The organism is Paraburkholderia sp. J11-2 (assembly GCF_905220185.1).
In the GTDB taxonomy this organism is placed as follows: domain Bacteria; phylum Pseudomonadota; class Gammaproteobacteria; order Burkholderiales; family Burkholderiaceae; genus Paraburkholderia.
Genome location: NZ_CAJMYY010000027.1, coordinates 118,853 through 132,335, shown reverse-complemented (window position 1 = coordinate 132,335; position 13,483 = coordinate 118,853). Strand labels below are relative to the sequence as shown.

At 64.6% G+C, this 13,483-nt stretch carries 12 protein-coding genes; 10 read left to right on the top strand and 2 right to left on the bottom strand.

Annotation, left to right across the window (positions count from 1 at the left end):
• Together U5A57_RS31585 and U5A57_RS31580 are read left to right on the top strand one after the other, a co-directional pair.
• Nucleotides 1-206 (top strand): hypothetical protein (locus tag U5A57_RS31585; protein WP_321915603.1); only part of this gene is annotated, 206 nt, incomplete at its 5' end.
• 518 nt (nucleotides 207-724) lie between these two features.
• Nucleotides 725-1,915 carry a glycosyltransferase family 4 protein gene (locus U5A57_RS31580; protein WP_321915602.1) on the top strand — a complete coding sequence of 397 codons (1,191 nt, stop codon included), beginning with the start codon at nucleotides 725-727 and terminating at the stop codon, nucleotides 1,913-1,915.
• 11 nt (nucleotides 1,916-1,926) lie between these two features.
• Here U5A57_RS31580 and U5A57_RS31575 read toward each other — a convergent pair whose 3' ends face one another.
• Nucleotides 1,927-2,928, bottom strand: a complete 1,002-nt coding sequence (locus U5A57_RS31575) for a GNAT family N-acetyltransferase (RefSeq protein ID WP_321915601.1) — start codon at nucleotides 2,926-2,928, stop codon at nucleotides 1,927-1,929.
• 512 nt (nucleotides 2,929-3,440) lie between these two features.
• Nucleotides 3,441-4,304, bottom strand: a complete 864-nt coding sequence (locus U5A57_RS31570) for an IclR family transcriptional regulator (protein ID WP_321915600.1) — start codon at nucleotides 4,302-4,304, stop codon at nucleotides 3,441-3,443.
• A gap of 321 nt (nucleotides 4,305-4,625) precedes the next feature.
• On the opposite strand from U5A57_RS31570, the gene U5A57_RS31565 reads away from it, so the two are divergent.
• The 8 genes from U5A57_RS31565 to U5A57_RS31530 all read left to right on the top strand — a co-directional run bounded on the left by U5A57_RS31565 (nucleotide 4,626) and on the right by U5A57_RS31530 (nucleotide 13,074).
• Nucleotides 4,626-5,726 (top strand): ABC transporter ATP-binding protein, encoded by a 1,101-nt coding sequence (locus U5A57_RS31565; protein WP_321915599.1) that lies wholly within the window; start codon nucleotides 4,626-4,628, stop codon nucleotides 5,724-5,726.
• Complete coding sequence (locus tag U5A57_RS31560; RefSeq protein ID WP_321915598.1) at nucleotides 5,710-6,615, top strand: ABC transporter permease; 906 nt, start codon at nucleotides 5,710-5,712, stop codon at nucleotides 6,613-6,615. Before U5A57_RS31565 ends, U5A57_RS31560 begins: the two co-directional genes overlap by 17 nt.
• 12 nt (nucleotides 6,616-6,627) lie before the next feature.
• Nucleotides 6,628-7,422 carry an ABC transporter permease gene (locus U5A57_RS31555; RefSeq protein WP_321915597.1) on the top strand — a complete coding sequence of 265 codons (795 nt, stop codon included), beginning with the start codon at nucleotides 6,628-6,630 and terminating at the stop codon, nucleotides 7,420-7,422.
• Between the two features lie 47 nt (nucleotides 7,423-7,469).
• A complete protein-coding gene (locus U5A57_RS31550; RefSeq protein ID WP_321915596.1) occupies nucleotides 7,470-7,808 on the top strand; it encodes a (2Fe-2S)-binding protein in 339 nt (112 codons plus the stop codon).
• Nucleotides 7,805-9,241 carry an NAD(P)/FAD-dependent oxidoreductase gene (locus tag U5A57_RS31545; RefSeq protein WP_321915595.1) on the top strand — a complete coding sequence of 479 codons (1,437 nt, stop codon included), beginning with the start codon at nucleotides 7,805-7,807 and terminating at the stop codon, nucleotides 9,239-9,241. The genes U5A57_RS31550 and U5A57_RS31545 overlap by 4 nt, the downstream gene beginning before the upstream one ends.
• Nucleotides 9,234-10,370 (top strand): FAD-binding oxidoreductase, encoded by a 1,137-nt coding sequence (locus U5A57_RS31540; RefSeq protein WP_321915594.1) that lies wholly within the window; start codon nucleotides 9,234-9,236, stop codon nucleotides 10,368-10,370. The genes U5A57_RS31545 and U5A57_RS31540 overlap by 8 nt, the downstream gene beginning before the upstream one ends.
• Before the next feature lie 12 nt (nucleotides 10,371-10,382).
• Nucleotides 10,383-11,429: an ABC transporter substrate-binding protein gene (locus U5A57_RS31535; protein ID WP_321915593.1), complete on the top strand. Its 1,047-nt coding sequence runs from the start codon at nucleotides 10,383-10,385 to the stop codon at nucleotides 11,427-11,429.
• An 85-nt stretch (nucleotides 11,430-11,514) separates the two neighbouring features.
• Nucleotides 11,515-13,074, top strand: coding sequence for an SH3 domain-containing protein (locus tag U5A57_RS31530; RefSeq protein WP_321915592.1), 1,560 nt, complete (start codon nucleotides 11,515-11,517; stop codon nucleotides 13,072-13,074).
• Nucleotides 13,075-13,483 lie beyond the last annotated feature (409 nt).

The following is a 13,483-nucleotide window of genomic DNA, read 5'->3' as shown; positions in this document are numbered from 1 at the left end:
TTCCTCGATTGTCCGCGCAGTGTGGTGAAACCCGGTTTGCAATCTCGTGCGCCTCGCGGCCTGCCTGGCCGGTGTTGAACACCGCACAATTTCCTCGAAACGCATTACGCAAAGCATTCGATTTGCATTCCGGCTCACATGTTTGTTATCGAATTGAAGGCATAAATGCCACAGATCAACTGTACGATACTAAGCCGAAAATCTGATGGTGACCTTAAGCGCTTTCCCTTCTTCCGATGTATCGAAACATGCGAAACCGTCATTGTGACGAATCGATGTGACAGTTTTCATCCTGCTGCCGCAATCGACGGAAATTGTGACGACCGCCGTTGACATGCCTCGCGTACGGCTCAGGCACGATCCGTGCTGCGCTCGTGAGAAGGGGCTTATACGATCTGATCTATGCAAGCTGCGTGCCACTCTGGTTGCGCGCCTTTCGCATGCCCTGGAAGAATTGTCCGGCGGGTTTTCATTCGCTTTGCATCGCCTCCGCCATATCGGACAAGTTTTCGCTGATCGCCGACATTGCGTAAAAACGACTCACAATCGGGTTACGATGAATCAAACGGCGTGACTGCGGGTCCCCGCCGCGAATGTGCGAGCGGCGTGGCGCAGGGAACGCTGCCCGGCAGGTCGGGACGACTGCCCGGGATGTCATGCTGGCCGGGCACCGTCGCGGTGCGTTGCCTGCTCAACCAAGCGCCACCGTGAGCCGTCATTGTCCATGCGCATTCTCTTCGTCATCGGCAACCTGGGCGACTACCACGTCCCTCGCTACGAGGCGCTCGTTAGCGCAGCCTCCGGTCGCGGCCACCAGGTGGCGCTTCTCGAGGTCTTTGCGCGCTCCGGCGTCTACGGCTTCCCGCAGGAACGCCGTGCCGCCTTCTTTGCGAACCGCCCGCGAATGGCGGAAACATTGGTGAAAGACGGCGCAGACAGCGACGGCCTCGGCGCGCGCGACACCGCGCGTCTCATTGCGAAGGTACGCAATTTCATGCCCGACGTGGTCATCACGCTCGGCTACAACACCGGCTATTCGGCGGTGCTCTGTTTTCTCAGGCATCTCACGCGGCGCTTCAAGCTCATCTACATGTCTGACTCGAAGGCCGACGACGGACTGCGTCAGCGCACCAAGGAGCGGCTCAAGCGTTTCATCGTGAGCCGCTTCGACGGCGCACTCGTCGCGGGCGAGAAGCATCGCCGCTACGCACAATCGCTTGGCATCCCGAAGGAACGCTCGCGCATTGGCTTCGACGTGATCGATGTCGATTATTTTTCGGATCTCGCGCAGGCCGCGAGCGACAACCCGGCAGCCGTGCGCGCCCGCTTCGGACTGCCGCAGCGCTACGTGCTGTGCGTGAGCCGCTTCGTGGCCCGCAAGAATGTCGACGTGCTGATCGATGCCTACCGCAAATCCGGCGTATACAACGAGAATATCGGCCTCGTTCTGGTGGGTCAGGGTCCGCTCGAAGCGCAACTGCGTGCGCGCATCGCGTCGCTCGGCCTCACGCCGCATGTGACGATACTGAACTCACTCGCTAATCAGGAAATGCCGAATCTTTATGCCCTCGCGGAATTCGTCGTACTAGCGAGCGAATTCGATCAATGGGGGTTGTGCGTGAACGAAGCGTTCGCGGCCGGGTGTCCTGCCATCGTCACGCGCACCTGCGGCGTGGCTGGCGAAGTGGTGATAGACGGCGTGAACGGCTTCGTGGTCGAACCGCGCGATGTCTCGACACTCGCGCAACGTATCGGCGAACTGGGCGGCGAGCCCGCGCTGCGCGAGCGCTTTGCCGCCGGCGCGCAAAGTACGATCCGGCGCTGGACGCCGTTGCTCTTCGCATCGAACGCGCTGGAGCTTGCCGAGGTCACGACCCGCCGCGCAAGCGACCCTGCGCAGCACGAACTCGTTTAGCGCGTCGCCGCTCAGAGATTGGGGGCGAAAACCCGGCCTGGCGCGAACTTCCGCTTGAGCGTGCGCATCAGCAAATAAACCGTGCCGTGGCGCTCGACGCCTAGCCGCTGCGTGAGCGTCGCACCAAATCCATTGAGGAAGCTGAATGTCGACGGGCTCGAAAAACCGTCGAAGTCGAACGTGAGCTTGCGCTCGAGCGCACGGCCAATGCCGCTCCACAGCAGCAGGCTGATGGATCCGCTGTGCGCGTCCTGCGCGCGCGACGAGAGCAGGTAATACATCGTCTGATGGTCCCAAACGAGGCCGACCGCCGCCACGAGCTTACCGCACGGCCCATAGGCGCCGAGCAGCATCCCGGCCTTGCGTTCGACGAACGCGTTGACGAGCTCGCGCATGACCGCGTCCCCGTACGCGTTGGTACGCGAGCGCGCCGCGAGATTCGCTTCGTAGAACGCAATGAACTCGCCGGGCGTGAGGTCCGGCACGACGGTCAGCTCACGCGAGGCGCTGCGGATCACATTGCGCGTCTTGCTGTTCAAACGCTTCCACGCTTCGTCCGCCGTGGTATTGCGGTCGATGCGGAACGTGTAGCGCGCCGACACCGTGAAACCATGCAGCGCGAACGCAAGTGCGTCGTCAATGCGCGGGTCGAGCACCTGGAAAAAACTGTCGCAGTCGGGCAACTGCTCGATCAGCTTTCCGGTGACGTCGAGTTCATGATGCAACTGGCGAGCCTCGCTGCCGGTCACGGACTTAATTACCGGACCGAGCGTGCGCGTGAGCGGCGGCAGATGCGAGACACGCCATAGTCGCGTGCGCTGCATCGCGTACGGCATCTCGCCGACGACCTCGTCGTTCTGCTTCACCACCGCAAGCTTCCAGCTGCCTTGCGTGGCGATATCGAGCCACCAGCGCTCGTGAAAGATCGAAGGCGCCGCGCGTACCGGCACCGGCACAACTGTCTCAGCCGGTGCCTCGAGAACGGGCAACGTCCGGTCGTTTATGGTCGTCATCAATCACCGATATATTCTGTCTGCAAGCGCCGCGGGTGACACACGCGCTTTATCTCCCCCCCCGGCGCCCACGCTCCTCAACCGTCTCTAGTCGGCATGGCAACGGCGTGTACGCAATGTGACAGTTCCGCGGCAAGCGTTTGTTCTCCCGGGTCTTGCGACTATGCGCAAGACGGCACTTCGAGCACTTCTATTTTTGTTTCCGGGTTCACCTGCTCGCGCTGCCATGGAGCGCTACACTCCATGGCGGCGAACTGCCATTCGTACATCGCCTCCAGTCTACGAACAGCACCCTGCCCGTTTACGCCAAAACCAAGACGTATGCGGTTGGATTATCCCCCTGGAAGATTTTCTTCCGATCATAATGCTCGATTTCGCATTGCAGCATCATGTCAATCTGCAGACTTTTTGCGCCCATTTACGCACGCGCAGAACGTCTAACGATAACGATCGGCGACCCGGCACTTTAGTTAGGATTCCATTTGATCTGATGTATTCCAGACCGGCGCCTTTCAAGCGAGCGGCTGCGTCGTCATGGCTCGCGTGAGCCCGTGCATGGGACGGCGTACCGCCACGTCGAACGGGTTCGTTTGCGGCCCGATGATCTCGGCCTGCCGTTTGAGCAGTTCGACGATCGTGGGCAACCGGTCTTCAGTGAGGCGCGCAGCCAGCGTGCCCACGCTCAGCGCGCCCACGGCGCAACCGTTCTGGTCCAGAATCGGCACAGCCACGCCCGCCATGCCCTCCAGCACGCCGGTATTGCGCCCCGCGTAGCCGAGCTTGCGCACACGCTCGATCTCCGTGCGCAAATACACCTCGTCCAGCACGCCGTAGCTGCGCAGACGCGGCACGTTGAAGCGAATGATTTCCTCGCGCTCGGCTTCGGGCTGGAACGCGAGAATCGCAAGACTGCCCTGGCCCACGCCGAGCGCCACGCGCCCGCCGATATCGCCCGTGAACGAGCGGATCGGAAACGGCCCTTCGCACATGTCGAGGCAAACCGCGTCGAAGCTGCTCTTCACGAGCAGAAAAATGGTGTCGCCAAGGCTTGCGCACAGACGCAGCAACGCGGGCCGGCATAGCGTGCGCATGCCGCTCGGATTGCCCGCCTGCGCCGCGAGCGCAAAGAAGTCCACGCTCAGCCGATAGCGTTTGGTGCCCTCGTCCTGCTCGACCACCCCTTCGGCGATCAGCCCCTGCAGCAGCCGGTGCACGGTGGCCTGCGTCAGCCCCACAGCCTTGGCGAGCGCAGTGACACGGCTGCCTTCCGCCTGGCTCACGCCCAAGGCGCGGATCACCGCGAATGCGCGCTGCAACACGCCGGCGCCGCGCGCGTCGTCGGCTGGCGTTCCACTTTTCTCTTCCACTGCCGTCATATCGACCTCGATTTATTTCATTCAGCGGAATATCCGCGGAATGCTCGTATGAATGCGCATGCCGCTCGAACCGTTGGGCCGCCGTACAGCGCTTCGCCTGTGGCGGGCGGTTCAGGGATTTCCCGAACTTCATCCAATGAAATCGCCTTCAGATTAGCAAGCGATCACATTCCATAGAACGGAATATATGGCAGATTTCTATCGCCCGATGGAATTTTAAATTGACGACCCAAAATTTGGCTAGCTACAGTCGGCTCAACGTCAGGCACCGCAGTTCACTCAGCGCGTGCCGGCGCAACCCATGCACTGGAAGGCCACACCATGTCGTTCCTCACCCTGACCGATGTGTCGAAATCGTTCGGCGACCTGCAGGCGGTCACCGGCGTCAATTTGTCGGTGGCAAAAGGCGAGTTCGTCTCGCTGCTCGGCCCCTCGGGCTGCGGCAAAACCACGACGCTGCAAATGATCGCCGGCTTCGTGGAGACCACGCGCGGACGCATCACGCTCGACGGGCGCGACATCACGCATATGCCGCCAAACAAGCGCGGCCTCGGCATCGTGTTCCAGAGCTACGCGCTCTTTCCGCATATGAGCGTGGAGCAGAACGTGAGCTTCGGCCTCGAAATGCGCGGCGTGGACAAAGCCGAGCGCAAGGATCGCATTCGCGAGGCGCTTGCGCTCGTGCGCCTCGACGCTTACGCGCATCGCTTTCCGCGCGAGCTTTCGGGCGGCCAGCGCCAGCGCGTGGCGATCGCGCGCGCCATTGTGATCGCGCCGCCCGTGCTGCTGCTCGACGAACCGATGTCCAATCTCGACGCCAAGCTGCGCGAAGACATGCAGTTCGAACTGCGTGCCATCCAACGCAAGATCGGCACGACCACGCTGATGGTCACGCACGATCAATCGGAGGCGCTCTCCATCAGCGACCGCGTGGTCGTGATGGAAAGCGGCCGCATCACCCAGGTCGACACGCCTTATCGCGCGTATGAGCGGCCCGAGAATGATTTCGTCTCGCAGTTCATCGGCAAGGCCAACATGCTCGCGGGCCGCATCGTCGCGCGCGAGGGCGACACGATCCGCGTGGACCTCGGCCACGAACTCGCGGAAACGGGGTCGACTGCGCAACTGCCCGAGCGCGGCCGCGCGGTGGGGGTGGGCGACGCGATCACGCTGTGCATCCGCCCCGAAAAGCTCAAGCTGTGCGCAAGCGGCTCGGGCCGTCTTGCAGGACGTGTGACGAGCCGCTTCTTCCTCGGCAGCCAGTGGCTCTACCGCCTCGACAGCCGTGCAGGAGAGATGCTGGTGTGCTGCCAGAACGAGGGCAAGGAGCCGCTGGCCGAAGGCGAGCAGGTGGGCATTGACTGGCATAGCGACGCGGTCCGCTTCATTCACAAGGAGAGCGCTCGTGTCCAGCACGCTTGACGCTTCACAACGCGCGCCGCGCGCCACTGTGCGCGCGGGCTGGCAGGCCTACCTGCCGCTCTGGCTCATGAGCGCGCCCGCGATGCTGCTGTTCGCCGCGCTCGTGCTCGTGCCGCTCGCGATGACCCTCGCGCTCACGTTCTACCGCTTCGATCCGATGAGCGGCCCGATCGCCGCATTCGATCTGCACAACTACGTAGAGGTGCTGGGCTCGTCGTACTTCCACACCATCTTCCTGCGCACGTTTGGCATTGCGGCGCTCACCACGCTGCTGTGCGTCGTGATCGGCACGCCCGAGGCGTACATCCTCTCGCGCATGCGCGACCCGTGGCGCTCGCTGTTCCTGCTCGTGATCCTCGCCCCGCTGCTGGTTTCCGTGGTCGTGCGCGCGTTCGGCTGGAGCATGCTGCTCAACATGAACGGCCTCGTGAACCAGTTCTTCGGCTTGTTCGGCGCGGGGCCCTTCAAGCTCGAATACACGACGTTCGCCATCGTCATCGCACTCGTGCACGTGATGCTGCCGTTCATGGTGATCCCGGTGTGGACCGCGCTGCAAAGGCTCGATCCGCAAACCGAGAACGCGGCGCTCTCGCTGATGGCCTCGCCCTTTACCACCATGCGCCGCATCGTGCTGCCGCAACTCATGCCCGGCATTCTCTCGGGCAGCCTCATGGTATTCGGCCTCTCGGCGAGCGCCTTTGCAATTCCGGGCCTGCTGGGCGGCCGGCGTCTGAAAGTGGCGGCGACCGCCGTGTACGACCAGTTCCTCAGTTCGATGAACTGGCCGCTCGGCGCGACCATTGCCGTGCTGCTGCTCGTCGCCAATCTCGTGGTGATGCTCACTTACTACCGCGTGCTCGAACGGCGCTACGCGCGCAGCATGGGCTAAGGAAAAAACATCATGCGCAAAAACGGACCGCTCGCCCTCACGTTCCATAGCTTTGTCATTCTGTTCGTGCTGGCGCCGCTCGTCATCGTCATTCTCGTGGCCTTCACGCCCGACGAAACCTTGACGCTCCCCACGCACGGCTTCTCGCTGCGCTGGTTCCGCGCGATTCTCGACTACCCGGATTTCATCACGGCGTTCTTCAACAGCCTCAAGCTCGCGTTTGCCTCGGCCACGCTCTCGCTCATCGTCGCGCTGCCCGCGGGCCTCGCGATTGGCCGCGCGCGCTTTCCGGGCCGCGGCTTTCTCAATGCGCTGCTGCTGTCGCCGCTCGTGATTCCGGGGCTCGTGCTGGGCATCGCGCTGCTGCGCTTTTTCGCGCTGATCGGCGCAACCGGCTCGTTCGCGTGGCTGATCCTCGCGCACATGATCATCATCACGCCGTTCGTCATGCGGCTCGTGCTCGCCTCGGTGAGCGGCCTCGACCGCAGCATCGAGCATGCGGCCGCTTCGCTCGGCGCGAACGCGTGGACCACCTTCCGCCGCGTCACGTTGCCGATGATCGTGCCCGGCATTACGGGCGGCTGGCTACTCGCGTTCATCAACAGCTTCGATGAACTGACGATGTCTATCTTCGTGACCTCGCCGCAAACCGTCACGCTGCCCGTGCGCATGTACATGTACGCGACCGAGTCGATCGACCCGATGATGGCCTCCGTTTCCGCGCTCGTCATTTTCATCACGGCCGGCGCGATGTTCCTGCTCGACCGTGTGTACGGGCTCAACCGCATTCTGATCGGGCAGCACTGAACACCGCCCGCTTCTTCCGATTCCTGCTGCCGCGCCACTGATCTTTCATGAGCACCGTCACGCCGCTTTCCCCTGCCCAGTTCGTCCGCGTTGCCGATACCGCGCGCGCGAGCGTTTCCTTCGTTCTAGACGGCGTCGAAGTCAAGGCGCTCGCGGGCGATACGCTGCTCACCGCAATCCTCACGCACCAGCGCCACGTGCGCCGCAGCGAATTCAGCGCAGAACCGCGCGCGGGTTTCTGCCTGATCGGCGCTTGCCAGGACTGCTGGGTACGCAGCGAGGACGGCACGCGCCTGCGCGCCTGCTCCACGCCGCTGCGTGAAGGCATGCGCGTATTGACGCGAATCGGTTCGGATACCGAAGTGTGCGAAGGAGGTGCGCAATGAGTACGCGCAAGCCTCCCCGCATCGTCATCGTTGGTGCGGGACCCGCTGGCATTCGCGCCGCGCAAACGCTCGTGGCCGCCGGACTGCGCCCGACCGTGATCGACGAGAACGCGCGCTGGGGCGGCCAGATCTATCGCCAGCCCGCTGCCGATGCGGGCTTTTCGCGCACGAAGGCCGCGCTCTACGGCTTCGAGGCGAAGAAGGCCGATGCCGTTCATCGCGCCATGGCCGACCTCCTCCCGAAGATCGAGTATCGACCCGACACGCTCGCCTGGTCGTGTGAGCCTGGGCGGCTCGATACCTTGCGCGAGGGTCGCGAGGCCACTGTGCCCTGGTCGCATCTGATCATCGCGAGCGGCGCGACCGACCGCATCGTGCCGCTGCCAGGCTGGACGCTGCCCGGCGTTTATACGCTCGGCGGCGCGCAGGTCGCGTTGAAGGCGCAGGGTTGCGCCATTGGCCGGCGCACCGTATTCGCCGGCACCGGGCCGCTGCTTTATCTGGTTGCCTACCAATACGCCAAAGCGGGCGCGCAAGTGGCCGCCGTGCTCGACACGAGTCCGTTCGCGCGCCAGGCCGCCGCTACGCCCAAGCTCCTCAACCAGCCGGGCACCTTCGCCAAGGGCGTTTATTACGTCGCGTGGCTCAAGGCGCATGGCGTGCGCATGGAGCACGGCGTTTCGCTCGCGGCCATTGAAGGCGACGAAGCGGTGCAATATATCCGCTGGCACGCGGCCGACGGGAAAGAGCAGGCCATGGCTTGCGACGCGGTCGGCCTCGGCTACGGCTTGCGGCCCGAAACGCAGCTCGCCGATCTCGCGGGGTGCCGCTTCGCCTTCGACACCCTCAACCGCTGCTGGCTGCCCGAACGCGATGCGGCGGGCCGCAGTTCCGTGCCGGGCGTTTATCTCGCTGGTGATGGCGCAGGTATCGCAGGCGCGGATGCCGCCGAACTTGCGGGCCGCCGCACGGCACTCGCGGTGCTCGAAGACATAGGCATTGAAGCGCCGCAGCATGACGCACATTTGCCCGATGCCGCAACGCTCGAAAAGCGGCTTGAGCGCATTACGCGCTTTCGCGTGGGCATCGAGCAGGCGTTCGCGCCTCCGGCCAATTGCGCCGCCAGCTGGCCCGACGACCTGACCGTCTGCCGCTGCGAGGAAGTCGATGCCGGCACGCTGCGTAGCTGCATCCGCAACGGTCTCGCCACCGAAGTCAATCGCCTGAAGGCGCTCACGCGCATCGGCATGGGGCGCTGCCAGGGGCGCATGTGCGGCGAATCCGCCATGGCGCTCCTGAGCGCCGAAACCGGCAAGCCGCTGCACGAAGTGGGCCGTTTGCGCAGCCAGGCGCCCATCAAGCCAATTCCCATTTCACCGATGCTGTTCGACGACGGCGTGCAGGTCATCGAAGAGGAAGCCCACGATGAGTGACACGCGCCACTTCCAGGTTGTGATTGCGGGCGGCGGGCTCGTCGGCGCATCGGCGGCGCTCGCGCTCGCGCGCAAGGGCGTGAGCGTCGGCTTGTTCGAGCGGCGCTTTTGCGGCGCGCAGGCAAGCGGCGTGAACTACGGCGGCGTGCGCACGCACGGCCGCAGCGCCGAGCAACTGCCGCTCGCGGTGCGCGCCCGGCGCGTGTGGAACCGCTTGCCCGAACTGATCGGCATCGACGGCGAATTCGTCGTTTCGGGACATTTGCGCCTCGCGCGCCGTGACAGCGATCTCGAGGCGCTGCACGCATGGGCAGCCATGGCGCGCGAATTCGGCGTGGAGTCGCGGGTCATGAGCGGCGACGCGTTTCGCCGCCGCTACCCGTGGCTCGGCAAGGCCGCCATCGGCGGCGCGCTCTGCGCGAGCGACGGCCATGCGAATCCGCGTCTCGTCTCGCCCGGCTTTGCGGCGGCGGCGCGGCGCGCTGGCGCGCACGTGCAGGAGCAGACCGCGATCAGCGACCTGAGCTTCGACGGCCGGCGCTTCCAGATGCGCGCGGGCGACGCGCGCATTAGCGCCGACTGGCTCATCAACTCGTCGGGCGCGTGGGCCAATACGGTGGCGGGCGCATTCGGCGAAACCGTGCCGATGAAGCCGATCTACCCGAACATGTGGGTGACCGAGCCGCTGCCGCGCTTTATCGAGCACAACCTCGGCGTGTATGGCGGCGGCGTCTACGCCCGCCAGGTCGAGCGCGGCAACTGCGTGATAGGCGGCGGGCGCGGGCACGGCGACGGCGAATACGCGCAGCCTTCCACCGCCACCACGCGCGCCGTCATGCGCGACGCCTGCGCGCTGTTGCCCGGCCTGCGCGACGCCCTGCTCATTCGCACGTGGAGCGGCGTGGAAGGCGAAACGCCGGACAGCAACCCCATCATCGGTTTCAGCAACACCACGCCGCGCCTCTTGCACGCGTTCGGCTTTTCCGGCGGCGGCTTTTTGCTGGCGCCGGGCGTAGGCGAAGTCCTCGCCGAACTCGTGACCGATGGCGCGACGAGCACGCCCATCGAAGCATTCGCTATCGGCCGCTTCACGCAGTCTTCCGTTCATGCCGCTCTCCCAATCAAATAAGGAGTCCCCACGATGAAATTCACACGCACACTGGTTTCGCTAGCCGCACTCTTTGCCGTTGGCTTCTCGGCCAGCGCCTGGTCGCAAACGAAGACGATCTACATCGGCATGAACGGCGGCCCGATGGAGAAGGCCTACACGAGTCAGGTCCTGCCCGACTTCGAAAAGGCCAACAACGTGAAGGTGGTGGTCGTGCCGGGCACCTCTTCCGACGTGCTCGCGAAGCTTCTGGCCAACCGCAACAGCCCGCAGATGCATGTCGCCTTTCTCGACGACGGCGTGATGGCGCGCGCCGTGAGCATGGGCGTATGCGAGAAGCTCGACGACTCGCCCGTGCTCAAGGAGCTGTATCCGTTCGCGCGCATGAAGGGCGACGTGGGCGCGGGCGTGCAGCTTGGCATGACGGGCATTGGCTACAACACGAAGCTGTTCGCGGATAAGGGCTGGGCGCCGCCCACCTCGTGGCTCGACTTCGCCAATCCCAAGTACAAGGGCAAGGTGGTGTTCCAGTCGGCTTCGAGCAGCACGTTCGGGCTGCACGGCTTTCTCGCCATCAACCGCCTGATGGGCGGCAGCGAAACCAACGTCGAGCCGGGCTTCACGAAATGGGGGAGCACGGTGGGCCCGAACGTCGTCGAATACATTCCGAACTCGGCCAAGCTCTCGGAAATGATCCAGACCGGCGAAGCTGGCATCTTCCCGCTTACGCCCACGGCTGTGGGCGACCTGAAGGACAAGGGCCTGCCCGTGGCCTACGCCAACCCGAAGGAAGGCGCCGTGCTGCTGCTCGTGGACCTGTGCGTGGTGAAGAACAATCCGGACCCGCAACTCGCGCAAAAGCTCGCGCAGTTCCTGCTTTCGGCGCCTGCGCAAAGCAAGGCCGCCGCCGCCGGCAAGCAGATTCCGACCAACCAGAACGCGACCATGCCGCCCGATATGCAAAAGAGCCTGGGCAACCTCGACCAGCTCGTGAAGAAGGTGACGGTGGTGGACTGGGACGTCATCAACGAGCACCGCGCGCAGTGGGATTCGCGCTGGAACCGCCAGATCGAGCAATGATCGTTTGATTGGAGGGCGATAGCAGGGGGCGGCGGGCGCGGCGCGTCCTGTATGATCCACGGGTTGTCGAACCGCCCGCTCGCCCATGCGCTCCACCCTCGATGCTTCGTTTCGCCTTTCCGTTTTCGCCCGTACTCCGCGTGCGGGCATTCTCGCGCTGGCGATAGCCGCCGCGTGCGCGCTGCCGGGGTGCGCAACCGGCCCGGGTTCGCAAAATCAGGCCGGGCAGGCGCTCCCGCCCGACACGGTCACGCTCTTCCCGATCGAGCATTACGACCAGAACGTCGATCGCTGGATCGATCCGGCCAGCGCCGATTACGACAAGCCCTTCATTTCCGCAGACGTCCAGCGCGCGCATTTCGCTGCGCTCGTCGCGCGTTATTTCGGTGCGGGTCCGAACGACCCCTCGCCGTGGAATCGCGCGTTTGTCGAGCAGCGCGTGTATCGCGACGGCGGCAGCGACATCGCCGCCCTGCAAACGCGCCGCCTCGCCTACTTCGACAACACGGACAAGGAAGCCCGGCGCATTGGCTACGGCATGAATTTCCGGCCGCACACGAAGGCGTGGATCGACGCCATCGAGCGCAACGCCAACGTCAACCAGTTCGAGCAGGCGAGCGGCTTCGACCCCACGCGCCGCGCCATTGCCACGACCGCGCTGTACGTGCGCGAGCTGCCCACCATCGACCCGTCGTTCTATTCGCACCGCATTGCGGGCGAAGGCTATCCGTTCGACAACCTGCAGGTGAGCGCCGTGCGGCCGGGCACGCCGCTCTACGTGCTCGGCACGAGCGCCGACGGCGCCTGGCGCTACGTGCAGACGCCGGACGTGCAAGGCTGGGTGCGCAGCGACGGCGTGGCGAGCGTAGACAACGCGTTCGTTTCTGCATGGCGCGCGGCGGCGCACCGCTCGCTCGGCGTCGTGGTGGTGGCCTCCGCGGCCCTGCGCGACGACGGCGGCGTGTTCCGCTTCGAAGCGCCCGCGGGCACGCTGCTACCGCTGCGGCCCGCTGCCGGCGCGACGCCGGGCGAAGTGCTCGTGCCGGCGCGCGACATCAACGGCCACGCGGCGATCCGCACGGCGGCGCTCGATTCCAATGCTATCGTACCCGCGCCGCTCGCGGCCACGCCGCGCCATCTCGCGCAGTTGATGAAGGCGCTCATTGGCCGCCCCTACGGCTGGGGCAACACGAACTTCGACAACGACTGCTCGGCCGAACTGCAGAGCATTTTCGCGGCGTTCGGCGTGTGGCTGCCGCGCCATTCGTCCACGCAGATGAACGCCGGAGAGATGACCGATCTTTCGGCCTCCACGCCCGCGCAACGCCTCGACTGGCTCGTGCAGCACGGCGCGCCCATGCGCACGATCATCTATATTGGCGGCCACGTCATGCTCTATCTCGGCAACACGGAGCGCGACGGCAAGACGGTGCCGCTCGTCTATCAGGACGTGTGGGGCCTGCGCCCCGCCGACAACAGCCGCCGCGCCGTGATTGGCGGCTCGGTGATCCTTCCGCTGCTGCTGACCTACCCCGAAGACCCACGCCTCGAATCGCTCGCTGGCACACCGGTTTTCCAGGTCAGCATCCTGGGCGTGCCCGCCGGAGCCACGCCGCCTCAGGATGAGGAAAATCCGGCCGGGTAAGGCAAGGAAAGGGGCGTCGCTTTTTGGGGCGGAGTGTGATCGTTTCTCCCAGGATGACAGAATCCGCACGGTCGTACAAAAATAGCCCCCATCGAACGTAGCATTCCGTCCACGTTGCACACCTCTCGTCTGGGGAGAAACGATCGGTGAACGCGCATTCAATCCGGCTCATGCCTTGCAGCAAGCCCACGATGACCACGCGCTCGCCCACGATGCTCCTGCACGAGCGACAGGACCCCGGCCGCCGCGCCAGACCGCCGTACTTCATGCTGTACTGCGCGCAATGCGCTGCGCAGTACGCTGAATAGCACTCCGAGCCGTACTCCCAGTTTCCCGATTCGAGCGGTTCCGCCAGGAACCCCGGCCCCCTGTTGCCCGAAATTTTCCGTGCGTTTTTACCTGGAGCCTT

Coding starts and splice junctions, on each gene's coding strand:
- U5A57_RS31580 (WP_321915602.1), top strand. CDS start 725: ATGCGCATTCTCTTCGTCATCGGCAACCTGGGCGACTACCACGTCCCT.
- U5A57_RS31575 (WP_321915601.1), bottom strand. CDS start 2,928: ATGACGACCATAAACGACCGGACGTTGCCCGTTCTCGAGGCACCGGCT.
- U5A57_RS31570 (WP_321915600.1), bottom strand. CDS start 4,304: ATGACGGCAGTGGAAGAGAAAAGTGGAACGCCAGCCGACGACGCGCGC.
- U5A57_RS31565 (WP_321915599.1), top strand. CDS start 4,626: ATGTCGTTCCTCACCCTGACCGATGTGTCGAAATCGTTCGGCGACCTG.
- U5A57_RS31555 (WP_321915597.1), top strand. CDS start 6,628: ATGCGCAAAAACGGACCGCTCGCCCTCACGTTCCATAGCTTTGTCATT.
- U5A57_RS31550 (WP_321915596.1), top strand. CDS start 7,470: ATGAGCACCGTCACGCCGCTTTCCCCTGCCCAGTTCGTCCGCGTTGCC.
- U5A57_RS31545 (WP_321915595.1), top strand. CDS start 7,805: ATGAGTACGCGCAAGCCTCCCCGCATCGTCATCGTTGGTGCGGGACCC.
- U5A57_RS31540 (WP_321915594.1), top strand. CDS start 9,234: ATGAGTGACACGCGCCACTTCCAGGTTGTGATTGCGGGCGGCGGGCTC.
- U5A57_RS31535 (WP_321915593.1), top strand. CDS start 10,383: ATGAAATTCACACGCACACTGGTTTCGCTAGCCGCACTCTTTGCCGTT.
- U5A57_RS31530 (WP_321915592.1), top strand. CDS start 11,515: ATGCGCTCCACCCTCGATGCTTCGTTTCGCCTTTCCGTTTTCGCCCGT.